Annotated in this window: 38 protein-coding genes; 34 read left to right on the forward strand and 4 right to left on the reverse strand. The window is 50.1% G+C overall.

The annotated features are described in order from the left end of the window. The 3 genes from tuf to bfr form a co-directional block, all read left to right on the forward strand. Nucleotides 1-1,011 (forward strand): elongation factor Tu (gene tuf, locus OGX67_RS08210; RefSeq protein ID WP_127674166.1); only part of this gene is annotated, 1,011 nt, incomplete at its 5' end. 184 nt (nucleotides 1,012-1,195) lie between these two features. Continuing rightward, nucleotides 1,196-1,390 (forward strand): bacterioferritin-associated ferredoxin, encoded by a 195-nt coding sequence (bfd, locus tag OGX67_RS08215; RefSeq protein ID WP_003031111.1) that lies wholly within the window; start codon nucleotides 1,196-1,198, stop codon nucleotides 1,388-1,390. A gap of 71 nt (nucleotides 1,391-1,461) precedes the next feature. Then, on the forward strand, nucleotides 1,462-1,938 hold the full coding sequence (gene bfr, locus OGX67_RS08220; RefSeq protein ID WP_003031113.1) for a bacterioferritin: 477 nt from the start codon (nucleotides 1,462-1,464) through the stop codon (nucleotides 1,936-1,938). On the opposite strand, the gene OGX67_RS08225 is transcribed toward bfr, so the two are convergent. Further along, nucleotides 1,935-2,402, reverse strand: coding sequence for a prepilin peptidase (locus tag OGX67_RS08225; protein WP_049002893.1), 468 nt, complete (start codon nucleotides 2,400-2,402; stop codon nucleotides 1,935-1,937). The genes bfr and OGX67_RS08225 overlap by 4 nt on opposite strands. Nucleotides 2,403-2,781: 379 nt before the next feature. On the opposite strand from OGX67_RS08225, the gene rpsJ reads away from it, so the two are divergent. The 31 genes from rpsJ (at nucleotide 2,782) to arfA (ending at nucleotide 17,619) form a co-directional block, all read left to right on the forward strand. After that, a complete protein-coding gene (gene rpsJ / locus OGX67_RS08230) occupies nucleotides 2,782-3,093 on the forward strand; it encodes a 30S ribosomal protein S10 (protein ID WP_001181005.1) in 312 nt (103 codons plus the stop codon). 32 nt (nucleotides 3,094-3,125) lie between these two features. Next, on the forward strand, nucleotides 3,126-3,755 hold the full coding sequence (gene rplC, locus OGX67_RS08235; RefSeq protein ID WP_003031117.1) for a 50S ribosomal protein L3: 630 nt from the start codon (nucleotides 3,126-3,128) through the stop codon (nucleotides 3,753-3,755). A 10-nt stretch (nucleotides 3,756-3,765) separates the two neighbouring features. Continuing rightward, nucleotides 3,766-4,371 carry a 50S ribosomal protein L4 gene (rplD, locus tag OGX67_RS08240; protein WP_003031119.1) on the forward strand — a complete coding sequence of 202 codons (606 nt, stop codon included), beginning with the start codon at nucleotides 3,766-3,768 and terminating at the stop codon, nucleotides 4,369-4,371. Continuing rightward, nucleotides 4,368-4,670, forward strand: a complete 303-nt coding sequence (gene rplW, locus OGX67_RS08245) for a 50S ribosomal protein L23 (protein ID WP_000617546.1) — start codon at nucleotides 4,368-4,370, stop codon at nucleotides 4,668-4,670. Before rplD ends, rplW begins: the two co-directional genes overlap by 4 nt. A 17-nt stretch (nucleotides 4,671-4,687) precedes the next feature. Then, on the forward strand, nucleotides 4,688-5,509 hold the full coding sequence (rplB, locus tag OGX67_RS08250) for a 50S ribosomal protein L2 (protein ID WP_000301869.1): 822 nt from the start codon (nucleotides 4,688-4,690) through the stop codon (nucleotides 5,507-5,509). 16 nt (nucleotides 5,510-5,525) lie between these two features. After that, complete coding sequence (gene rpsS, locus OGX67_RS08255) at nucleotides 5,526-5,804, forward strand: 30S ribosomal protein S19 (protein WP_001138115.1); 279 nt, start codon at nucleotides 5,526-5,528, stop codon at nucleotides 5,802-5,804. A gap of 14 nt (nucleotides 5,805-5,818) precedes the next feature. Further along, entirely contained in the window at nucleotides 5,819-6,151 is a 333-nt protein-coding gene (gene rplV, locus OGX67_RS08260) for a 50S ribosomal protein L22 (protein WP_000448832.1), read from the forward strand. A gap of 17 nt (nucleotides 6,152-6,168) precedes the next feature. After that, nucleotides 6,169-6,870: a 30S ribosomal protein S3 gene (gene rpsC / locus OGX67_RS08265; RefSeq protein ID WP_000529945.1), complete on the forward strand. Its 702-nt coding sequence runs from the start codon at nucleotides 6,169-6,171 to the stop codon at nucleotides 6,868-6,870. A 12-nt stretch (nucleotides 6,871-6,882) separates the two neighbouring features. Further along, entirely contained in the window at nucleotides 6,883-7,293 is a 411-nt protein-coding gene (gene rplP, locus OGX67_RS08270; RefSeq protein ID WP_000941208.1) for a 50S ribosomal protein L16, read from the forward strand. Then, nucleotides 7,293-7,484, forward strand: coding sequence for a 50S ribosomal protein L29 (gene rpmC / locus OGX67_RS08275; protein WP_000644742.1), 192 nt, complete (start codon nucleotides 7,293-7,295; stop codon nucleotides 7,482-7,484). The genes rplP and rpmC overlap by 1 nt, the downstream gene beginning before the upstream one ends. Continuing rightward, nucleotides 7,484-7,738, forward strand: coding sequence for a 30S ribosomal protein S17 (gene rpsQ, locus OGX67_RS08280; RefSeq protein ID WP_003031120.1), 255 nt, complete (start codon nucleotides 7,484-7,486; stop codon nucleotides 7,736-7,738). Before rpmC ends, rpsQ begins: the two co-directional genes overlap by 1 nt. A 163-nt stretch (nucleotides 7,739-7,901) precedes the next feature. Further along, nucleotides 7,902-8,273 carry a 50S ribosomal protein L14 gene (gene rplN / locus OGX67_RS08285; protein ID WP_000613954.1) on the forward strand — a complete coding sequence of 124 codons (372 nt, stop codon included), beginning with the start codon at nucleotides 7,902-7,904 and terminating at the stop codon, nucleotides 8,271-8,273. A gap of 10 nt (nucleotides 8,274-8,283) precedes the next feature. Beyond that, nucleotides 8,284-8,598, forward strand: coding sequence for a 50S ribosomal protein L24 (gene rplX, locus OGX67_RS08290; RefSeq protein WP_003031122.1), 315 nt, complete (start codon nucleotides 8,284-8,286; stop codon nucleotides 8,596-8,598). A gap of 14 nt (nucleotides 8,599-8,612) precedes the next feature. Further along, complete coding sequence (gene rplE / locus OGX67_RS08295) at nucleotides 8,613-9,152, forward strand: 50S ribosomal protein L5 (protein WP_003031123.1); 540 nt, start codon at nucleotides 8,613-8,615, stop codon at nucleotides 9,150-9,152. A 14-nt stretch (nucleotides 9,153-9,166) separates the two neighbouring features. Next, on the forward strand, nucleotides 9,167-9,472 hold the full coding sequence (gene rpsN, locus OGX67_RS08300; RefSeq protein WP_003031125.1) for a 30S ribosomal protein S14: 306 nt from the start codon (nucleotides 9,167-9,169) through the stop codon (nucleotides 9,470-9,472). Between the two features lie 30 nt (nucleotides 9,473-9,502). Next, on the forward strand, nucleotides 9,503-9,895 hold the full coding sequence (gene rpsH / locus OGX67_RS08305; protein WP_003031127.1) for a 30S ribosomal protein S8: 393 nt from the start codon (nucleotides 9,503-9,505) through the stop codon (nucleotides 9,893-9,895). Nucleotides 9,896-9,907: 12 nt separating this feature from the next. Beyond that, nucleotides 9,908-10,441: a 50S ribosomal protein L6 gene (gene rplF, locus OGX67_RS08310; protein WP_003031129.1), complete on the forward strand. Its 534-nt coding sequence runs from the start codon at nucleotides 9,908-9,910 to the stop codon at nucleotides 10,439-10,441. Between the two features lie 9 nt (nucleotides 10,442-10,450). After that, on the forward strand, nucleotides 10,451-10,804 hold the full coding sequence (gene rplR / locus OGX67_RS08315; RefSeq protein ID WP_000358960.1) for a 50S ribosomal protein L18: 354 nt from the start codon (nucleotides 10,451-10,453) through the stop codon (nucleotides 10,802-10,804). 14 nt (nucleotides 10,805-10,818) lie between these two features. After that, nucleotides 10,819-11,322 carry a 30S ribosomal protein S5 gene (rpsE, locus tag OGX67_RS08320; protein WP_003031131.1) on the forward strand — a complete coding sequence of 168 codons (504 nt, stop codon included), beginning with the start codon at nucleotides 10,819-10,821 and terminating at the stop codon, nucleotides 11,320-11,322. Between the two features lie 3 nt (nucleotides 11,323-11,325). Then, nucleotides 11,326-11,505, forward strand: a complete 180-nt coding sequence (gene rpmD / locus OGX67_RS08325; RefSeq protein WP_001140434.1) for a 50S ribosomal protein L30 — start codon at nucleotides 11,326-11,328, stop codon at nucleotides 11,503-11,505. Nucleotides 11,506-11,508: 3 nt separating this feature from the next. Then, complete coding sequence (rplO, locus tag OGX67_RS08330) at nucleotides 11,509-11,943, forward strand: 50S ribosomal protein L15 (RefSeq protein WP_003031132.1); 435 nt, start codon at nucleotides 11,509-11,511, stop codon at nucleotides 11,941-11,943. A 7-nt stretch (nucleotides 11,944-11,950) separates the two neighbouring features. Continuing rightward, the gene (secY, locus tag OGX67_RS08335) at nucleotides 11,951-13,282 is read left to right on the forward strand and encodes a preprotein translocase subunit SecY (RefSeq protein WP_001118864.1); all 1,332 of its coding nucleotides are present in this window, start codon (nucleotides 11,951-11,953) and stop codon (nucleotides 13,280-13,282) included. A 30-nt stretch (nucleotides 13,283-13,312) separates the two neighbouring features. Continuing rightward, the gene (rpmJ, locus tag OGX67_RS08340; RefSeq protein WP_000868187.1) at nucleotides 13,313-13,429 is read left to right on the forward strand and encodes a 50S ribosomal protein L36; all 117 of its coding nucleotides are present in this window, start codon (nucleotides 13,313-13,315) and stop codon (nucleotides 13,427-13,429) included. 146 nt (nucleotides 13,430-13,575) lie between these two features. Further along, a complete protein-coding gene (rpsM, locus tag OGX67_RS08345) occupies nucleotides 13,576-13,932 on the forward strand; it encodes a 30S ribosomal protein S13 (protein ID WP_003031135.1) in 357 nt (118 codons plus the stop codon). Between the two features lie 16 nt (nucleotides 13,933-13,948). Further along, the gene (gene rpsK / locus OGX67_RS08350; protein ID WP_003031137.1) at nucleotides 13,949-14,338 is read left to right on the forward strand and encodes a 30S ribosomal protein S11; all 390 of its coding nucleotides are present in this window, start codon (nucleotides 13,949-13,951) and stop codon (nucleotides 14,336-14,338) included. A 33-nt stretch (nucleotides 14,339-14,371) separates the two neighbouring features. Further along, entirely contained in the window at nucleotides 14,372-14,992 is a 621-nt protein-coding gene (gene rpsD, locus OGX67_RS08355) for a 30S ribosomal protein S4 (RefSeq protein ID WP_003031138.1), read from the forward strand. A 25-nt stretch (nucleotides 14,993-15,017) separates the two neighbouring features. Beyond that, nucleotides 15,018-16,007: a DNA-directed RNA polymerase subunit alpha gene (locus OGX67_RS08360; RefSeq protein WP_003031139.1), complete on the forward strand. Its 990-nt coding sequence runs from the start codon at nucleotides 15,018-15,020 to the stop codon at nucleotides 16,005-16,007. A gap of 40 nt (nucleotides 16,008-16,047) precedes the next feature. After that, a complete protein-coding gene (rplQ, locus tag OGX67_RS08365; protein ID WP_001216370.1) occupies nucleotides 16,048-16,431 on the forward strand; it encodes a 50S ribosomal protein L17 in 384 nt (127 codons plus the stop codon). Between the two features lie 107 nt (nucleotides 16,432-16,538). Next, nucleotides 16,539-16,907 carry a DnaJ family domain-containing protein gene (locus OGX67_RS08370; RefSeq protein ID WP_061548305.1) on the forward strand — a complete coding sequence of 123 codons (369 nt, stop codon included), beginning with the start codon at nucleotides 16,539-16,541 and terminating at the stop codon, nucleotides 16,905-16,907. A gap of 10 nt (nucleotides 16,908-16,917) precedes the next feature. Beyond that, a complete protein-coding gene (gene zntR / locus OGX67_RS08375; RefSeq protein WP_003031145.1) occupies nucleotides 16,918-17,343 on the forward strand; it encodes a Zn(2+)-responsive transcriptional regulator in 426 nt (141 codons plus the stop codon). A 57-nt stretch (nucleotides 17,344-17,400) separates the two neighbouring features. Continuing rightward, on the forward strand, nucleotides 17,401-17,619 hold the full coding sequence (gene arfA, locus OGX67_RS08380) for an alternative ribosome-rescue factor ArfA (RefSeq protein WP_003828276.1): 219 nt from the start codon (nucleotides 17,401-17,403) through the stop codon (nucleotides 17,617-17,619). On the opposite strand, the gene mscL is transcribed toward arfA, so the two are convergent. The 3 genes from mscL to rsmB all read right to left on the reverse strand — a co-directional run bounded on the left by mscL (nucleotide 17,616) and on the right by rsmB (nucleotide 20,858). After that, a complete protein-coding gene (gene mscL, locus OGX67_RS08385; protein ID WP_003031152.1) occupies nucleotides 17,616-18,029 on the reverse strand; it encodes a large-conductance mechanosensitive channel protein MscL in 414 nt (137 codons plus the stop codon). The two genes, arfA and mscL, sit on opposite strands and share 4 nt — an antisense overlap. 141 nt (nucleotides 18,030-18,170) lie before the next feature. Next, nucleotides 18,171-19,547, reverse strand: coding sequence for a Trk system potassium transporter TrkA (gene trkA, locus OGX67_RS08390; RefSeq protein ID WP_003031153.1), 1,377 nt, complete (start codon nucleotides 19,545-19,547; stop codon nucleotides 18,171-18,173). A 21-nt stretch (nucleotides 19,548-19,568) separates the two neighbouring features. Then, the gene (rsmB, locus tag OGX67_RS08395) at nucleotides 19,569-20,858 is read right to left on the reverse strand and encodes a 16S rRNA (cytosine(967)-C(5))-methyltransferase RsmB (protein ID WP_257652060.1); all 1,290 of its coding nucleotides are present in this window, start codon (nucleotides 20,856-20,858) and stop codon (nucleotides 19,569-19,571) included. Nucleotides 20,859-20,885: the final 27 nt, after the last annotated feature.

Consider the following 20,885-nt stretch of genomic DNA (forward strand, 5'->3'; position numbering starts at 1 on the left):
CGTGGTATCACCATCAACACTTCTCACGTTGAATATGACACCCCGACTCGCCACTACGCACACGTAGACTGCCCGGGCCACGCCGACTATGTTAAAAACATGATCACCGGTGCTGCGCAGATGGACGGCGCGATCCTGGTTGTTGCTGCGACTGACGGCCCGATGCCGCAGACTCGTGAGCACATCCTGCTGGGTCGTCAGGTAGGCGTTCCGTACATCATCGTGTTCCTGAACAAATGCGACATGGTTGATGACGAAGAGCTGCTGGAACTGGTAGAAATGGAAGTTCGTGAACTTCTGTCTCAGTACGATTTCCCGGGCGACGACACTCCGATCGTTCGTGGTTCTGCTCTGAAAGCGCTGGAAGGCGAAGCAGAGTGGGAAGCGAAAATCATCGAACTGGCTGGCTTCCTGGATTCTTACATCCCAGAACCAGAGCGTGCGATTGACAAGCCGTTCCTGCTGCCTATCGAAGACGTATTCTCCATCTCCGGTCGTGGTACCGTTGTTACCGGTCGTGTAGAGCGCGGTATCATCAAAGTTGGTGAAGAAGTTGAAATCGTTGGTATCAAAGAGACTGCTAAGTCTACCTGTACTGGCGTTGAAATGTTCCGCAAACTGCTGGACGAAGGCCGTGCTGGTGAGAACGTTGGTGTTCTGCTGCGTGGTATCAAACGTGAAGAAATCGAACGTGGTCAGGTACTGGCTAAGCCGGGCTCTATCAAGCCGCACACCAAGTTCGAATCTGAAGTGTACATTCTGTCCAAAGACGAAGGCGGCCGTCATACTCCGTTCTTCAAAGGCTACCGTCCGCAGTTCTACTTCCGTACTACTGACGTGACTGGTACCATCGAACTGCCGGAAGGCGTAGAGATGGTAATGCCGGGCGACAACATCAAAATGGTTGTTACCCTGATCCACCCGATCGCGATGGACGACGGTCTGCGTTTCGCAATCCGTGAAGGCGGCCGTACTGTTGGTGCGGGCGTTGTTGCTAAAGTAATGAGCTAATTATTGATTAATTAGCTTTGAGCTTAAAAAGGGCGCTTCGGCGCCCTTTTGCTGCCTGCAATTTAGTAGCTGTCATATTTATTCGCATTTTTTATTCATTCTCCCGCCGCGTAAATAGCGCTGTGCTATTGTAATCATAACTATTCTCATTTACACTTTGCGCAGAAATTGAACGGGAGCGATCATGTACGTTTGTTTGTGTAATGCGATAAGTGATAAAAAAATACGTCAGGCTGTTCGCCAGTTTCACCCTCAGTCCTTTCAGCAATTACGTAAATTTATTCCTGTAGGAAATCAATGCGGTAAGTGCATTCGTGCTGCCCGTGAAGTCATGCAGGATGAATTAACGCAAATGCCAGAATTTAAAGAGATCGCCTAAGTCACACTCTTTTTTTTGACATCCCTGTAGCCCCATCTACGCTCTAAGAGTGGAAGCGGAGGGACTATAAAATGAAAGGTGATGTTAAAATCATAAATTATCTCAATAAACTATTGGGAAATGAGCTTGTCGCGATCAACCAGTATTTTCTCCATGCTCGTATGTTTAAAAACTGGGGACTGACTCGCCTCAATGATGTTGAGTACCATGAATCTATCGATGAGATGAAACACGCTGATAAATATATCGAGCGTATTTTATTCTTAGAAGGGCTCCCGAACTTGCAGGATCTTGGCAAGTTGGGTATTGGCGAAGACGTTGAAGAGATGCTGCAATCCGATCTTCGACTCGAGTTGGATGGGGCGAAAGATCTGCGTGAAGCCATTGCCTATGCCGATAGCGTTCATGATTATGTCAGCCGGGACATGATGATCGAGATCCTGACTGAAGAAGAAGGGCATATTGACTGGCTCGAAACTGAGCTGGACCTGATTGCAAAACTTGGCTTGCAAAATTATCTGCAATCGCAAATTAAAGTCAGTGACTAACCGCCCTGTATCAGATTTACCCAGCCAATAACGAAACCCGCAGCCGCCAGATATGGCCCAAAAGGCAGCGGGTTTTTTAGCATCTGTCTCCCGTAACGGACGCAAGAAATCCCGGTGAGACAACATGCCATGCCCGTGGCAAGTAAAACCAACAGTGGCAATGATTCCCAGCGATGCCATGCGCCCAGTGCGGCAAGAAATTTGACGTCACCAAAGCCTAATCCTTCCTGTCGGCATATCAAACGATACCCCCAGTAGAACAAAGCAAATACCCCATAGCCCGCTACGGCACCCCAAAGCGCGTCGGATAACTGTGCAGGTCTGCAGCACTGATGATAAATAAGACCGCCCCACAAAAGAGGGCAGGTAAATTTGTCGGGCAGCAACCCGGTACGCAGGTCATGGACTAAGAGCAACCCTGATAGCGAAACATAAATCAGCAGAAAGGGGAGGTCGATGTACATGGGCAAATCTCATTTGGTAAAGAGTTTACCTTCGGGTAAGCACGCCGGCCCTACAAGTCCGGGATGTGAGTTATGGATGCTCTCTTCCACGGAAAACGCGTTGCATCACAGAACATACAATCAGAGTGGAAGGAGGCCCGCATTTATGAACGAGTGATTAATTTCTACGCGGCACTTGCTTAAGACTGAGATTTACGTATAATGCGCGGGCTTGTCTAATATTGACAGCGGTTCGATATGAGCCACCGGTACTGCGAAAGCAATACCAGACAATGTTCCCAATCGGGGAACTCTGTAAGAACGGTTACACTCTCCCATCAATCGTAATGGGTTTGAGGAGTAACTATTTCGTCTATAAAATAATTGGAGCTCTGGTCTCATGCAGAACCAAAGAATCCGTATCCGTTTGAAAGCGTTTGATCATCGTCTGATCGATCAATCAACCGCGGAAATCGTCGAGACTGCCAAGCGCACTGGTGCGCAGGTTCGTGGTCCGATCCCGCTGCCGACCCGCAAAGAGCGTTTCACCGTTCTGATCTCCCCGCACGTCAACAAAGACGCGCGTGATCAGTACGAGATCCGTACTCACAAGCGTCTGGTTGACATCGTTGAGCCAACTGAAAAAACCGTTGATGCTCTGATGCGTCTGGACCTGGCTGCCGGTGTAGACGTGCAGATCAGCCTGGGTTAATCAGGTCATCGAGCGATTGAGAGGTTGATACAATGATTGGTTTAGTCGGTAAAAAAGTGGGTATGACCCGCATCTTCACTGAAGATGGCGTATCTATCCCAGTAACCGTTATCGAAGTTGAAGCAAACCGCGTTACTCAGGTTAAAGATCTGGCTAACGATGGCTATCGCGCTGTTCAGGTTACCACCGGTGCTAAAAAAGCTAACCGCGTAACTAAGCCGGAAGCTGGCCACTTTGCTAAAGCTGGCGTAGAAGCTGGCCGCGGCCTGTGGGAGTTCCGTCTGGCAGATGGTGAAGAATACACCGTTGGTCAGAACATTAGCGTTGAACTGTTTGCTGACGTTAAAAAAGTTGACGTAACCGGTACCTCTAAAGGTAAAGGTTTCGCTGGTACCGTTAAGCGCTGGAACTTCCGTACCCAGGACGCTACTCACGGTAACTCCTTGTCTCACCGCGTTCCGGGTTCTATCGGTCAGAACCAGACTCCGGGCAAAGTGTTCAAAGGCAAGAAAATGGCAGGTCAGCTGGGCAACGAACGTGTAACCGTTCAGAGCCTGGACGTAGTACGTGTTGACGCTGAGCGCAACCTGCTGCTGGTTAAAGGTGGTGTTCCGGGTGCGACCGGTTGCGACCTGATCGTTAAACCAGCTGTGAAGGCGTAAGGGGATAGCAATGGAATTAGTATTGAAAGACGCGCAGAGCGCGCTGACTGTTTCCGAAACTACCTTCGGTCGTGATTTCAACGAAGCGCTGGTTCACCAGGTTGTTGTTGCTTATGCAGCTGGTGCTCGTCAGGGTACTCGTGCTCAGAAGACTCGTGCTGAAGTAACTGGTTCAGGCAAAAAGCCGTGGCGCCAGAAAGGTACCGGCCGTGCGCGTTCAGGTTCTATCAAGAGCCCGATCTGGCGTTCAGGTGGTGTGACCTTCGCTGCTCGTCCACAGGACCACAGTCAAAAAGTTAACAAAAAGATGTACCGCGGCGCGCTGAAAAGCATTCTGTCCGAACTGGTACGTCAGGATCGTCTGATCGTTGTCGAATCATTCTCTGTAGAAGCGCCTAAAACTAAGCTGCTGGCACAGAAACTGAAAGACATGGCTCTGGAAGATGTGCTGATCATCACCGGTGAGCTGGACGAAAACCTGTTCCTGGCTGCGCGCAACCTGCACAAGGTTGACGTACGCGATGCAACTGGTATCGACCCGGTTAGCCTGATCGCCTTCGACAAAGTCGTAATGACTGCTGATGCTGTTAAGCAAGTTGAGGAGATGCTGGCATGATTCGTGAAGAACGTCTGCTGAAAGTGCTGCGCGCACCGCACGTTTCTGAAAAAGCGTCTACTGCGATGGAAAAAACTAACACCATCGTTCTCAAAGTTGCTAAAGACGCGACCAAAGCAGAAATCAAAGCTGCTGTGCAGAAACTGTTTGAAGTCGAAGTCGAAGTCGTTAACACCCTGGTAGTTAAAGGGAAAGTTAAACGTCACGGACAGCGTATCGGTCGTCGTAGCGACTGGAAAAAAGCTTACGTCACCCTGAAGGAAGGCCAGAATCTGGACTTCGTCGGCGGCGCTGAGTAAGTCGGAGGAGTAATACAATGGCAGTTGTTAAATGTAAACCGACATCTCCGGGTCGTCGCCACGTTGTTAAAGTGGTCAACCCAGAGCTGCACAAGGGCAAACCTTTTGCTCCGCTGGTTGAAAAAAACAGCAAATCCGGTGGTCGTAACAACAATGGCCGTATCACCACTCGTCACATCGGTGGTGGTCACAAGCAGGCTTATCGTATTGTTGACTTCAAACGCAACAAAGACGGTATCCCGGCAGTTGTTGAACGTCTTGAGTACGATCCGAACCGCTCCGCGAACATCGCGCTGGTTCTGTACAAAGACGGTGAACGCCGTTACATTCTGGCCCCTAAAGGCCTGAAAGCTGGCGACCAGATTCAGTCTGGCGTTGATGCTGCAATCAAAGCAGGTAACACCCTGCCGATGCGCAATATCCCGGTTGGTTCTACCGTTCATAACGTAGAAATGAAACCAGGTAAAGGCGGTCAGCTGGCACGTTCCGCTGGTACTTACGTTCAGATCGTTGCTCGTGATGGTGCTTATGTCACCCTGCGTCTGCGTTCTGGTGAAATGCGTAAAGTCGAAGCAGACTGCCGTGCAACTCTGGGCGAAGTTGGCAATGCTGAGCATATGCTGCGCGTTCTGGGTAAAGCAGGTGCTGCACGCTGGCGTGGTGTTCGTCCTACCGTTCGCGGTACTGCGATGAACCCAGTCGACCACCCACATGGTGGTGGTGAAGGTCGTAACTTTGGTAAGCACCCGGTAACTCCGTGGGGCGTTCAGACCAAAGGTAAGAAGACCCGCAGCAACAAGCGTACTGATAAATTCATCGTACGTCGCCGTAGCAAATAATTTTAGAGGATAAGCCATGCCACGTTCTCTCAAGAAAGGTCCTTTTATTGACCTGCACTTGCTGAAGAAGGTAGAGAAAGCGGTGGAAAGCGGAGACAAGAAGCCCCTGCGCACTTGGTCCCGTCGTTCAACGATCTTTCCTAACATGATCGGTTTGACCATCGCTGTCCATAATGGTCGTCAGCACGTTCCGGTATTTGTTTCCGACGAAATGGTCGGTCACAAACTGGGTGAATTCGCACCGACTCGTACTTATCGCGGCCACGCTGCTGATAAAAAAGCGAAGAAGAAATAAGGTAGGAGGAAGAGATGGAAACTTTAGCTCAACATCGCCATGCTCGTTCTTCTGCTCAGAAGGTTCGCCTTGTTGCAGACCTGATTCGCGGTAAGAAAGTGTCGCAGGCTCTGGATATTCTGACCTACACCAATAAGAAAGCGGCTGTACTGGTTAAGAAAGTCCTGGAATCTGCCATTGCTAACGCTGAACACAACGATGGCGCTGACATTGACGATCTGAAAGTTACGAAAATTTTCGTAGACGAAGGCCCGAGCATGAAGCGCATTATGCCGCGTGCAAAAGGTCGTGCAGATCGCATCCTGAAGCGCACCAGCCACATTACTGTGGTTGTGTCCGATCGCTGAGACTCTGGAGACTAGCAATGGGTCAGAAAGTACATCCTAATGGTATTCGCCTGGGTATTGTAAAACCATGGAACTCAACCTGGTTTGCGAACACCAAAGAATTCGCTGACAACCTGGACAGCGATTTTAAAGTACGTCAGTACCTGACTAAGGAACTGGCTAAAGCGTCTGTATCTCGTATCGTTATCGAGCGTCCGGCTAAGAGCATCCGTGTGACCATTCACACCGCTCGCCCGGGTATCGTTATCGGTAAGAAAGGCGAAGACGTAGAAAAACTGCGCAAAGTCGTAGCGGATATTGCTGGCGTTCCTGCTCAGATCAATATCGCCGAAGTGCGTAAGCCTGAACTGGACGCAAAATTGGTTGCTGACAGCATCACTTCTCAGCTGGAACGTCGTGTTATGTTCCGTCGTGCTATGAAGCGTGCTGTACAGAACGCAATGCGTCTGGGCGCTAAAGGTATCAAAGTTGAAGTTAGCGGCCGTCTGGGCGGCGCGGAAATCGCACGTACCGAATGGTACCGCGAAGGTCGCGTACCTCTGCACACTCTGCGTGCTGACATCGACTACAACACCTCTGAAGCGCACACCACTTACGGTGTAATCGGCGTTAAAGTGTGGATCTTCAAAGGCGAGATCCTGGGTGGTATGGCTGCTGTTGAACAACCGGAAAAACCGGCTGCTCAACCTAAAAAGCAGCAGCGTAAAGGCCGTAAATAAGGAGCGTCGCTGATGTTACAACCAAAGCGTACAAAATTCCGTAAAATGCACAAAGGCCGTAACCGCGGTCTGGCTGCTGGCGCGGATGTTAGCTTCGGCAGCTTCGGTCTGAAAGCTGTTGGCCGTGGTCGTCTGACTGCCCGTCAGATCGAAGCAGCACGTCGTGCTATGACCCGTGCAGTTAAGCGTCAAGGTAAGATCTGGATCCGTGTATTCCCGGACAAACCGATCACTGAAAAGCCGCTGGCAGTGCGTATGGGTAAAGGTAAAGGTAACGTGGAGTATTGGGTTGCCTTGATTCAGCCGGGTAAAGTCCTGTATGAAATGGACGGCGTACCGGAAGAGCTGGCCCGTGAAGCATTCAAGCTGGCAGCAGCGAAACTGCCGATTAAAACCACCTTTGTAACTAAGACGGTGATGTAATGAAAGCAAAAGAGCTGCGTGAGAAGAGTGTTGAAGAGCTGAACACCGAGCTGCTGAATCTGCTGCGTGAGCAGTTCAACCTGCGTATGCAGGCTGCAAGTGGCCAGCTGCAACAGTCTCACCTGTTGAAGCAAGTGCGTCGTGACGTCGCACGCGTTAAGACTTTACTGACTGAGAAGGCGGGTGCGTAATGACCGATAAAATCCGTACTCTGCAAGGTCGCGTTGTTAGCGATAAAATGGAGAAATCCATCGTTGTTGCTATCGAACGTTTTGTGAAACACCCGATCTACGGTAAATTCATTAAGCGTACGACCAAACTGCACGTACATGACGAGAACAACGAATGCGGTACTGGTGACGTGGTTGAAATCCGCGAATGCCGTCCGCTGTCCAAGACTAAGTCCTGGACGCTGGTTCGCGTTGTAGAGAAAGCCGTTCTGTAATACAGTAGGCATTCTCAACGAATAAACGGCTCAGCGATGAGCCGTTTATTTTTTCTACCCATATCGTTGAAGCGGTGTTATAATGCCGCGCCCCCGATATGGGGCTTTTTTAACGACCTGATTTTCGGGTCTCAGTAGTAGTTGACATTAGCGGAGCACTAAAATGATCCAAGAACAGACTATGCTGAACGTCGCCGACAACTCCGGTGCACGTCGCGTAATGTGTATCAAGGTTCTGGGTGGCTCGCACCGTCGCTACGCAGGCGTCGGCGATATCATCAAGATCACCATCAAGGAAGCAATTCCGCGTGGTAAGGTCAAAAAAGGTGATGTGCTGAAGGCGGTAGTGGTGCGCACCAAGAAGGGTGTTCGTCGCCCGGACGGTTCTGTCATTCGCTTCGATGGTAATGCATGCGTTATTTTAAACAATAACAGCGAGCAACCTATCGGTACGCGTATTTTTGGGCCGGTAACTCGTGAACTTCGTAACGAGAAGTTCATGAAAATTATCTCTCTGGCACCAGAAGTACTCTAAGGAGCGAATCATGGCAGCGAAGATCCGTCGTGATGACGAAGTTATCGTGTTAACCGGTAAAGATAAAGGTAAACGCGGTAAAGTTAAGAATGTCCTGTCTTCCGGCAAGGTCATTGTTGAAGGTATCAACCTGGTTAAGAAACATCAGAAGCCGGTTCCGGCCCTGAACCAACCAGGCGGCATCGTAGAGAAAGAAGCAGCTATTCAGATCTCTAACCTTGCTATCTTCAACGCGGCAACCGGCAAGGCTGACCGTGTAGGCTTTAGATTCGAAGACGGCAAAAAAGTCCGTTTCTTCAAATCTAACAGCGAAACTATCAAGTAATTTGGAGTAGTACGATGGCGAAACTGCATGATTACTACAAAGACGAAGTAGTCGCTAAACTCATGACTGAGTTTAACTACAATTCTGTCATGCAAGTCCCTCGGGTCGAGAAGATCACCCTGAACATGGGTGTTGGTGAAGCGATCGCTGACAAGAAACTGCTGGATAACGCAGCAGCTGACCTGACAGCAATCTCCGGTCAAAAACCGCTGATCACCAAAGCACGCAAATCAGTTGCAGGCTTCAAAATCCGTCAGGGCTATCCGATCGGCTGTAAAGTAACTCTGCGTGGCGAACGCATGTGGGAGTTCTTTGAGCGCCTGATCACTATTGCTGTTCCACGTATCCGTGACTTCCGTGGCTTGTCCGCTAAGTCTTTCGACGGTCGTGGTAACTACAGCATGGGTGTCCGTGAGCAGATCATCTTCCCAGAAATCGACTACGATAAAGTCGACCGCGTGCGTGGTTTGGATATTACCATTACCACTACTGCGAAATCTGATGAAGAAGGCCGTGCTCTGCTGGCTGCCTTTGACTTCCCGTTCCGCAAGTAAGGTAGGGTTACTGAATGGCTAAGCAATCAATGAAAGCACGCGAAGTAAAGCGCGTAGCTTTAGCTGATAAGTACTTCGCAAAACGCGCTGAACTGAAAGCTATTATCTCTGATGTGAACGCGACCGACGAAGATCGTTGGAACGCAGTTCTCAAGCTGCAGTCTCTGCCGCGTGATTCCAGCCCGTCCCGTCAGCGTAACCGCTGCCGTCAAACAGGTCGTCCGCATGGCTATGTGGGCAAGTTCGGGTTGAGCCGTATCAAACTGCGTGAAGCCGCCATGCGCGGTGAAGTACCAGGCTTGAAAAAGGCTAGCTGGTAATTACCAATTGAATCACGGGAGTAAAGACAGATGAGCATGCAAGATCCGATCGCGGATATGCTGACCCGTATCCGTAACGGTCAGGCCGCGAATAAAGCTGCGGTCACCATGCCTTCCTCCAAGCTGAAAGTGGCAATTGCCAACGTGCTGAAGGAAGAAGGTTTTATTGAAGATTTTAAAGTTGAAGGCGACACCAAGCCGGAACTGGAACTTACTCTCAAGTATTTCCAGGGTAAAGCTGTTGTAGAAAGCATTCAGCGTGTCAGTCGCCCAGGTCTGCGCATTTATAAGCGTAAAGACGAGCTGCCGAAAGTTATGGCTGGCATGGGTATCGCAGTTGTTTCTACCTCTAAAGGTGTTATGACTGATCGTGCAGCGCGCCAGGCTGGTCTTGGTGGCGAAATTATCTGCTACGTAGCCTAATCGGAGGAAAAAATGTCTCGTGTTGCTAAAGCACCGGTCGTTATTCCTGCCGGCGTTGATGTAAAAATCAACGGTCAGGTTATTACGATCAAAGGTAAAAACGGCGAGCTGACTCGTACTCTCAACGATGCTGTTGCAGTAAATCATGCAGATAATGCACTGACCTTCGGTCCGCGTGATGGTTACGCAGATGGATGGGCTCAGGCTGGTACCGCGCGTGCCCTGCTGAATGCAATGGTTGTCGGTGTTACCGAAGGCTTCACTAAGAAGCTTCAGCTGGTTGGTGTAGGTTATCGTGCAGCGGTTAAAGGGAATGTAGTAAACCTGGCTTTAGGTTTCTCTCACCCAGTTGACCATCAGCTGCCTGCGGGAATCACTGCAGAATGTCCGTCTCAGACTGAAATCGTGCTGAAAGGTGCTGATAAACAGCTGATCGGTCAGGTTGCAGCAGATCTGCGCGCCTACCGTCGTCCTGAGCCTTATAAAGGCAAGGGTGTTCGTTACGCCGACGAAGTCGTGCGTACCAAAGAGGCTAAGAAGAAGTAAGGTAACACTATGGATAAGAAATCTGCTCGTATCCGTCGTGCGACCCGCGCACGCCGCAAGCTCCAGGAGCTGGGTGCAACTCGCCTGGTGGTACATCGTACCCCGCGTCATATTTACGCACAGGTAATTGCACCGAACGGTTCTGAAGTTCTGGTAGCTGCTTCTACTGTAGAAAAAGCTATCGCTGAACAATTGAAGTACACCGGTAACAAAGACGCTGCTGCAGCTGTAGGTAAAGCTGTTGCTGAACGCGCTCTGGAAAAAGGCATCAAAGATGTTTCTTTTGACCGTTCCGGGTTCCAATATCATGGTCGTGTCCAGGCACTGGCAGATGCTGCCCGTGAAGCTGGCCTTCAGTTCTAAGGTAGAGGTGTAAGATGGCTCACATCGAAAAACAAGCTGGCGAACTGCAGGAAAAGCTGATCGCGGTTAACCGCGTATCTAAAACCGTTAAAGGTGGTCGTATTTTCTCCTTCACAGCTCTGACTGTAGTTGGTGATGGTAACGGTCGCGTTGGTTTTGGTTACGGTAAAGCGCGTGAAGTTCCAGCAGCGATCCAGAAAGCGATGGAAAAAGCCCGTCGCAATATGATTAACGTCGCGCTGAACCACGGCACCCTGCAGCACCCGGTTAAGGGTACTCACACGGGTTCTCGTGTATTCATGCAGCCGGCTTCCGAAGGTACCGGTATCATCGCCGGTGGTGCAATGCGCGCCGTTCTGGAAGTCGCTGGAGTTCGTAACGTTCTGGCTAAAGCGTATGGTTCTACTAACCCGATTAACGTGGTTCGTGCAACTATCGATGGCCTGGAAAATATGAAATCTCCGGAAATGGTCGCTGCCAAGCGTGGTAAATCCGTTGAAGAAATTCTGGGGAAATAAACCATGGCAAAGACTATTAAAATTACTCAAACCCGCAGTGCAATCGGTCGTCTGCCGAAACACAAGGCAACGCTGCTTGGCCTGGGTCTGCGTCGTATTGGTCACACCGTAGAGCGCGAGGATACTCCTGCTGTTCGTGGTATGGTCAACGCGGTTTCCTTCATGGTTAAAGTTGAGGAGTAAGAGATGCGTTTAAATACTCTGTCTCCGGCCGAAGGCTCTAAAAAAGCGGCTCGCCGCCTGGGTCGTGGTATCGGTTCTGGCCTCGGTAAAACCGGTGGTCGTGGCCACAAAGGTCAGAAGTCTCGTTCTGGCGGTGGCGTACGTCGCGGTTTCGAGGGTGGTCAGATGCCTCTGTACCGTCGTCTGCCGAAATTCGGCTTCACTTCACGTAAAGCAGCGATTACAGCGGAAGTTCGTCTGTCTGACCTGGCTAAAGTTGAAGGCGGTGTTGTAGACCTGAACACGCTGAAAGCAGCTAACATTATCGGTATCCAGATCGAGTTCGCGAAAGTGATCCTGGCTGGTGAAGTCACTACTCCGGTAACTGTTCGTGGCCTGCGTGTTACTAAAGGCGCTCGTGCTGCTATCGAAGCTGCTGGCGGTAAAATCGAGGAATAAGTAGCAGATGGCTAAACAACCGGGATTAGATTTTCAAAGTGCCAAAGGTGGCTTAGGCGAGCTGAAACGCAGACTGCTGTTTGTAATCGGCGCGCTGATTGTGTTCCGTATTGGCTCTTTCATTCCGATCCCTGGTATTGATGCCGCTGTACTTGCCAAACTGCTTGAGCAACAGCGAGGCACCATCATTGAAATGTTTAACATGTTCTCTGGTGGTGCTCTCAGCCGTGCTTCTATCTTTGCTCTGGGGATCATGCCGTATATTTCGGCGTCGATCATTATCCAGCTGCTGACGGTGGTTCATCCAACGCTGGCAGAAATTAAGAAAGAAGGGGAGTCTGGTCGTCGTAAGATCAGCCAGTACACCCGCTACGGTACTCTGGTGCTGGCAATATTCCAGTCGATCGGTATTGCTACCGGTCTGCCGAATATGCCTGGTATGCAGGGCCTGGTGATGAACCCAGGCTTTGCATTCTATTTCACCGCTGTTGTAAGTCTGGTTACAGGGACGATGTTCCTGATGTGGTTGGGTGAACAGATTACTGAACGTGGTATCGGCAACGGTATCTCAATCATTATCTTCGCCGGTATTGTAGCGGGACTCCCGCCAGCCATTGCCCATACTATCGAGCAAGCGCGTCAAGGCGACCTGCACTTCCTCGTGTTGCTGTTGGTTGCAGTATTAGTATTCGCAGTGACGTTCTTTGTTGTATTTGTTGAGCGTGGTCAACGCCGCATTGTGGTAAACTACGCGAAACGTCAGCAAGGTCGTCGTGTCTATGCTGCACAGAGCACACATTTACCGCTGAAGGTGAATATGGCGGGGGTAATCCCGGCAATCTTCGCTTCCAGTATTATTCTGTTCCCGGCGACCATCGCGTCATGGTTCGGGGGCGGGACTGGTTGGAACTGGCTGACAACAATTTCGCTGTATTTGCAGCCTGGGCAACCGCTTTATGTGTTACTCTATGCGTCTGCAATCATATTCTTCTGTTTCTTCTACACGGCGTTGGTTTTCAACCCGCGTGAAACAGCAGATAACCTGAAGAAGTCCGGTGCATTTGTACCAGGAATTCGTCCGGGAGAGCAAACGGCGAAGTATATCGATAAAGTAATGACCCGCCTGACTTTGGTTGGTGCGCTCTACATTACCTTTATCTGCCTGATCCCGGAGTTCATGCGTGATGCAATGAAAGTACCGTTCTACTTCGGTGGGACCTCACTGCTTATCGTTGTTGTCGTGATTATGGACTTTATGGCTCAAGTGCAAACTCTGATGATGTCAAGTCAGTACGAGTCTGCATTGAAGAAGGCGAATCTGAAAGGCTACGGCCGTTAACAGTCGCCCGAGAAGTTACGGAGAGTAAAAATGAAAGTTCGTGCTTCCGTCAAGAAATTATGCCGTAACTGCAAAATCGTTAAGCGTGATGGTGTCATCCGTGTGATTTGCAGTGCCGAGCCGAAGCATAAACAGCGCCAAGGCTGATTTATTCGCATATTTTTCTTGCAAAGTTGGGTTGAGCTGGCTAGATTAGCCAGCCAATCTTTTGTATGTCTGTGCGTTTCCATTTGAGTATCCTGAAAACGGGCTTTTCAGCATGGTGCGTACATATTAAATAGTAGGAGTGCATAGTGGCCCGTATAGCAGGCATTAACATTCCTGATCAGAAACATGCTGTGATCGCATTAACTTCGATCTACGGCGTCGGCAAGACCCGTTCTAAAGCCATTCTGGCTGCCGCGGGTATCGCTGAAGATGTTAAGATCAGTGAGCTGTCTGAAGAACAAATCGACACGCTGCGTGACGAAGTTGCCAAATTTGTCGTTGAAGGTGATCTGCGCCGTGAAGTTAGCATGAGCATCAAGCGCCTTATGGACCTTGGTTGCTATCGCGGTTTGCGTCATCGTCGTGGTCTCCCGGTTCGCGGTCAGCGTACCAAGACCAACGCACGTACCCGTAAGGGTCCGCGCAAACCGATCAAGAAATAATCGGGGTGATTGAATAATGGCAAAGGCACCAATTCGTGCACGTAAACGTGTAAGAAAACAAGTCTCTGACGGCGTGGCTCATATCCATGCTTCTTTTAACAACACCATCGTTACCATTACTGATCGTCAGGGTAACGCACTGGGTTGGGCAACAGCCGGTGGTTCCGGTTTCCGTGGTTCTCGCAAATCCACTCCGTTTGCAGCTCAGGTTGCAGCAGAGCGTTGCGCTGAAGCCGTAAAAGAATACGGTATCAAGAATCTGGAAGTTATGGTCAAAGGACCGGGTCCAGGTCGCGAATCTACTGTTCGTGCTCTGAACGCCGCTGGTTTCCGCATCACTAATATTACTGATGTGACTCCGATCCCTCATAACGGTTGTCGTCCGCCGAAAAAACGTCGCGTATAACGCTGTCGTTTCTAGGATTGTTGGAGAAAGAAAATGGCAAGATATTTGGGTCCTAAGCTCAAGCTGAGCCGTCGTGAGGGCACTGACTTATTCCTTAAGTCTGGCGTTCGCGCGATCGATACCAAGTGTAAAATTGAACAAGCTCCTGGCCAGCACGGTGCGCGTAAACCGCGTCTGTCTGACTATGGTGTGCAGTTGCGTGAAAAGCAAAAAGTTCGCCGTATCTACGGTGTGCTGGAGCGTCAGTTCCGTAACTACTACAAAGAAGCAGCACGTCTGAAAGGCAACACCGGTGAAAACCTGTTGGGTCTGCTGGAAGGTCGTCTGGACAACGTTGTATACCGTATGGGCTTCGGTGCCACTCGTGCAGAAGCACGTCAGCTGGTCAGCCATAAAGCAATTATGGTAAACGGTCGTGTTGTTAACATCGCTTCTTATCAGGTTAGTCCGAATGACGTTGTTAGCATTCGTGAGAAAGCGAAGAAGCAGTCTCGCGTGAAAGCCGCTCTGGAGCTGGCTGAGCAGCGTGAAAAGCCAACCTGGCTGGAAGTTGATGCTGGCAAGATGGAAGGTACGTTCAAGCGTAAGCCGGAGCGTTCTGATCTGTCTGCGGACATTAACGAACACCTGATCGTCGAGCTTTACTCCAAGTAAAGCTTAGTACCAAAGAGAGGACACAATGCAGGGTTCTGTGACAGAGTTTCTAAAACCGCGCCTGGTAGATATCGAGCAAGTGAGTTCGACGCACGCCAAGGTGACCCTTGAGCCTTTAGAGCGTGGCTTTGGCCATACTTTGGGTAACGCACTGCGCCGTATTCTGCTCTCATCGATGCCGGGTTGCGCGGTGACCGAGGTTGAGATTGATGGTGTACTACATGAGTACAGCACCAAAGAAGGCGTTCAGGAAGATATCCTGGAAATCCTGCTCAACCTGAAAGGGCTGGCGGTGAGAGTTCAGGGTAAAGATGATGTTATTCTTACCTTGAATAAATCTGGCATTGGCCCTGTGACTGCAGCCGACATTACCCATGATGGTGATGTCGAAATCGTCAAGCCACAGCACGTGATCTGCCACCTGACCGATGAGAATGCATCTATTAGCATGCGTATCAAAGTTCAGCGCGGTCGTGGTTATGTGCCGGCTTCTACCCGAATTCATTCGGAAGAAGATGAGCGCCCAATCGGCCGTCTGCTGGTCGACGCATGCTACAGCCCTGTAGAGCGTATTGCCTACAATGTTGAAGCAGCGCGTGTAGAACAGCGTACCGACCTGGACAAGCTGGTCATCGAAATGGAAACCAACGGCACAATCGATCCTGAAGAGGCGATTCGTCGTGCGGCTACCATTCTGGCTGAACAACTGGAAGCTTTCGTTGATTTACGTGATGTACGTCAGCCGGAAGTTAAAGAAGAGAAACCAGAATTCGATCCGATCCTGCTGCGCCCTGTTGACGATCTGGAATTGACTGTCCGCTCTGCTAACTGCCTCAAAGCAGAAGCTATCCACTATATCGGTGATCTGGTACAGCGTACTGAGGTTGAGCTTCTTAAGACGCCTAACCTTGGTAAAAAATCTCTTACCGAGATTAAAGACGTGCTGGCTTCCCGTGGACTGTCTCTGGGCATGCGCCTGGAAAACTGGCCACCGGCAAGCATCGCTGACGAGTAACCGGATCACAGGTTAAGGTTTTACTGAGAAGGATAAGGTCATGCGCCATCGTAAGAGTGGTCGTCAACTGAACCGCAACAGCAGCCATCGCCAGGCTATGTTCCGCAATATGGCAGGTTCACTGGTTCGTCATGAAATCATCAAGACGACTCTGCCGAAAGCGAAAGAGCTGCGTCGCGTAGTTGAGCCGCTGATTACTCTTGCCAAGACTGATAGCGTAGCTAATCGTCGTCTGGCATTCGCCCGTACTCGTGATAACGAGATCGTGGCAAAACTGTTTAACGAACTGGGCCCGCGTTTCGCGAGCCGCGCCGGTGGTTACACTCGCATTCTGAAGTGTGGTTTCCGTGCAGGCGACAACGCGCCGATGGCATACATCGAGCTGGTTGATCGTTCAGAGAAAACAGAAGCTGCTGCAGAGTAATCTGTAGTAACGTAAAAAAACCCGCCTCGGCGGGTTTTTTTATATCCGTCATATCCCCACTTATCTACAATATCTGTACTCTTTTTGTTCATCCCCTGGAGTGTTGTATGTGGTTACTGGACCAGTGGGCAGAGCGCCATATTATTGATGCACAATCTAAAGGTGAGTTTGATGATTTACCGGGAACGGGCGAACCGCTGACTCTTGACGATGACACCCATGTCCCTCCTGAACTCCGAGCCGGATACCGTTTATTAAAAAATGCAGGTTGCCTTCCTCCTGAGCTCGAGCAACGCAGAGAAGCAATACAGCTGCTTGAAATACTCGCGGGGATCCGCAAAGATGATCCAAGCTATCCGGAGGTGAGCCGAAGACTGTCGCTGCTGGAACTTAAACTTCGGCAGGCTGGACTCAGCACCGAGTTTTTGCGCGGTGACTACGCAGATAAGCTGCTAAAAAAGATCAACGATGAATAGCGGAGAGAGCATGTACCGAATTGGTGAAATAGCGAAACTGGCTGACGTGACGCCAGATACTATCCGCTATTATGAAAAGCAGCAAATGATGGAGCATGAAGTGCGTACTGAAGGCGGATTTCGCCTCTATACAGAAAGCGATCTTCAGCGCCTGAAGTTTATTCGTTATGCCCGCCAGCTTGGTTTCACTCTGGAGTCGATCCGCGAATTGCTTTCGATCCGTGTTGATCCCGAACACCATACCTGTCAGGAATCAAAAGGGATCGTCCAGGAAAGACTGCAAGAAGTCGAAGCACGTATTGCCGAACTTCAGACGATGCAGCGGTCTCTGCAGCGATTGAATGATGCATGCTGCGGCAAGGCACACAGCAGCGTGTACTGCTCTATTCTTGAAGCTCTAGAGCAAGGCGCCAGTGGAACAACATCAGGCTGTTGATTTCTTGAACTGCCGGGTCTACACTCCCGGCTTAAATTACCTCAAACTGGAGATATTATGAGTCGTTATCAGCACACCAAAGGGCAGATAAAGGACAACGCCATTGAGGCGCTTCTGCATGACCCACTGTTCAGACAGCGCGTTGAGAAAAATAAGAAAGGGAAAGGAAGTTATCTACGTAAAGGTAAACATGGCAATCGGGGTAACTGGGAGGCCAGTGGCAAGAAAGTAATTAACTTTTTTACCACTGGCCTTCTTGTTTCCGTGAGTGCTTAAGAGCGGTTATTCTGTTCTTTCAGCAGGTCACGAATTTCGCTCAGTAATACTTCTTCTTTTGATGGGGCTGGCGGTGCTGCCGGCTCCTCCGCTTTTTTACGGTTCAGTTTGTTGATCAGTTTGATTGCCATAAAGATAGCAAACGCAACAATAATGAAATCGAAGACATTCTGAATAAATACACCGTAATGCATGACCACGGCAGGGATGTCTCCCTGTGCATCACGTAGCGTTAAAGCAAACTGTTTAAAATCAATTCCACCAATTAACAACCCCAGTGGCGGCATGATGATATCGGCAACCAGTGATGAAACAATCTTACCGAATGCCGCACCAATAATGACACCCACTGCCAAATCGACAACATTCCCGCGCATCGCGAATTCGCGAAACTCTTTAATAATGCTCATTTTATTCTCCCTATGCAGCTGACGTTTATAAGTTTAACAAATGTTTAGGCAATTTCCATTTATGTATTGCCGAAAGGAAAATTTATTAGACCATGAAATATAAAGGGAAATAAAAAGGGCGCTGTATTAGCGCCCAAATTATTACAGGAAGAAAGGACTTGGCTGGAATAGTCTCTCGACGTCGGTAATAAACTTTTTATCTGTCAGGAACATAATTACGTGATCGCCCTGCTCAATGCGCAGGTTATCGTTGGCAATCATCACATCGTTACCACGCACAACGGCGCCAATAATGGTTCCAGGGGGAAGTTTAATTTCATCAATTGAACGCCCCACAACCCGAGATGTTGTTTCATCCCCGTGTGCGACGGCTTCAATGGCTTCCGCGACGCCACGGCGTAGTGAAGAAACACCGACAATGTCAGCTTTACGTACGTGACTGAGCAGCGCGGAGATGGTCGCCTGCTGCGGTGAAATAGCAATATCGATCACGCTACCTTGCACCAGATCGACGTATGCTCTGCGTTGAATTAACACCATCACTTTCTTGGCACCCATCCGTTTGGCAAGCATCGCCGACATGATATTCGCTTCATCATCGTTGGTCACTGCGATGAACAGATCAACTTGATCGATATGTTCTTCGGCCAGTAACTCTTGATCCGAAGCATCACCAAAAAAGACGATCGTATTTTGCAGTTTCTCTGCAAGTTCGGATGCTCGCTGTTGATTACGTTCGATCAGTTTGACGCTGTAATCTTTTTCCAGACGACGTGCAAGACCCGCTCCGATATTACCGCCGCCTACTAACATAATGCGTTTGTACGGTTTTTCCAGACGTTGCAGTTCACTCATTACGGCGCGAATATGCTGTGATGCCGCAATAAAGAAGACTTCATCACCCGCTTCAACGATCGTAGAACCTTGTGGACGGATTGGTCGATCATGACGGAAAATCGCCGCAACACGGGTATCGATGTGCGGCATATGTTCACGCATTGTTGACAGCGCATTACCGATAAGCGGCCCGCCGTAATAGGCTTTTACTACTGCCAGACTGACTTTACCTTCGGCAAAATTCACCACCTGCAATGCACCCGGATATTCAATCAGTCGATAAATGCTATCGATAACCAGTTGCTCCGGCGCAATCAGGTGATCGATAGGTACCGCATCGGATTGGAATAGCTTGTCCGCATCACGAACATAATCCGGTGAACGAATACGGGCGATGCGATTAGGCGTATTAAACAGTGAATAAGCTACCTGGCAGGCAACCATATTTGTTTCATCTGAGCTGGTTACGGCAACCAGCATATCGGCATCGTCGGCCCCAGCTTCACGCAGTACGCGAGGATGTGAACCGTGCCCTTGCACGACGCGGAGATCAAACTTGTCCTGCAGGCTGCGCAGGCGCTCACCATTGGTATCGACTACCGTGATATCGTTGTTCTCTCCGACCAGGTTTTCAGCCAGCGTACCGCCAACTTGCCCTGCGCCCAGAATGATAATTTTCATCAGTCGCGACCCGTTATCTCATCACTTTTTGATTAGCTTAGCGTAAAAGAAGCCATCGCCATCTTCCGCACCCGGTAAATTCTGACGTCCGGGGTTTTCCGGCGTACCGGTTTCGCTTAATACCGCATCCGGCGTGCGTGCCAGGAAGGCGGTAATTTGCTGCTGGTTTTCTTCTGGCAGGATAGAGCACGTGGCATAAACCAGCGTGCCGCCAGATTTGAGATGTAACCAGGTTGCATTCAGGATCTCGGCCTGCAGCTGCGCAAGTTCGGCAATATCCCGATCGCGACGCAGCCATTTGATGTCTGGATGGCGACGTATCACCCCGGTGGCAGAACACGGAGCATCTAGCAAAATACGGTCAAACTGTTGTTCGCCACACCATTGTTGTGGATATCGACCATCACCCTGTTTTACGGTTGCCTTCATGCCCAGACGTTTCAGATTGTCGTAAACGCGCGATAAGCGTTTTTCATCCACATCGACGGCCATGACGTTAGCTTGCGGAGCAACTTCCAGAATGTGCGTCGTTTTACCGCCCGGCGCGCAGCACAGGTCGAGGATCTGTTCACCGTTCTCCGGCAACAGATAAGTTACACATCCTTGAGCTGAAGCATCCTGGACGGTTACCCAGCCTTCATCAAAGCCTGGGAGGGCGTGTACAGGAGCCGGCGTTTCCAGACGCACTGCATCCGGATAATCCGGATGTGGGAAGCCGGTTAATCCTGCTTCGCTAAGCAGGTCCAGCCAGGCGTCGCGCGTATGGTGATTACGATTGACGCGTAGCCACATCGGCGGTCGCTGGTTATTGGCTTCAAGAATAGCTTCCCACTGCTGCGGATACGCACTTTTAATACGTTTCACCAGCCAGGAGGGGTGTAAGAAGCGCAAATCGCTTTGCGCAAACTCGGCCAGCAGTTCATCCTGACGGCGTTGAAACTGGCGCAACACGCCGTTGATCAGCCCTTTCAGTTGCGGACGCTTTATGACAACCGCGCCTTCTACTGTCTCAGCCAGCGCAGCGTGCGGTGGAATACGGGTATGCAGAAGTTGGTAGAAGCCCACCATGATCAGGTAGTGTACGGTGCGCTGTTTGCCCGTCATTGGACGTTCCATCAACTGCTGGATCATCCACTCCAGTTGGGAGAGAGTGCGCAATACGCCGAAGCAAAGTTCCTGCAACAGCGCTTTGTCTTTATCAGCAACTTTTTGCTGCATAGCGGGCAGCACGTTGCTTAATGACTGTCCTTTTTCGACAACCTGTTCGACGGCCTGGGCCGCCATACTGCGTAAATTAAGATGTTTTTTCATAAGCGCAAAAATAAAAATGCCCGGAAA

It is taken from the genome of Citrobacter sp. Cf118 (genome assembly GCF_030334095.1).
GTDB lineage: Bacteria > Pseudomonadota > Gammaproteobacteria > Enterobacterales > Enterobacteriaceae > Citrobacter > Citrobacter freundii.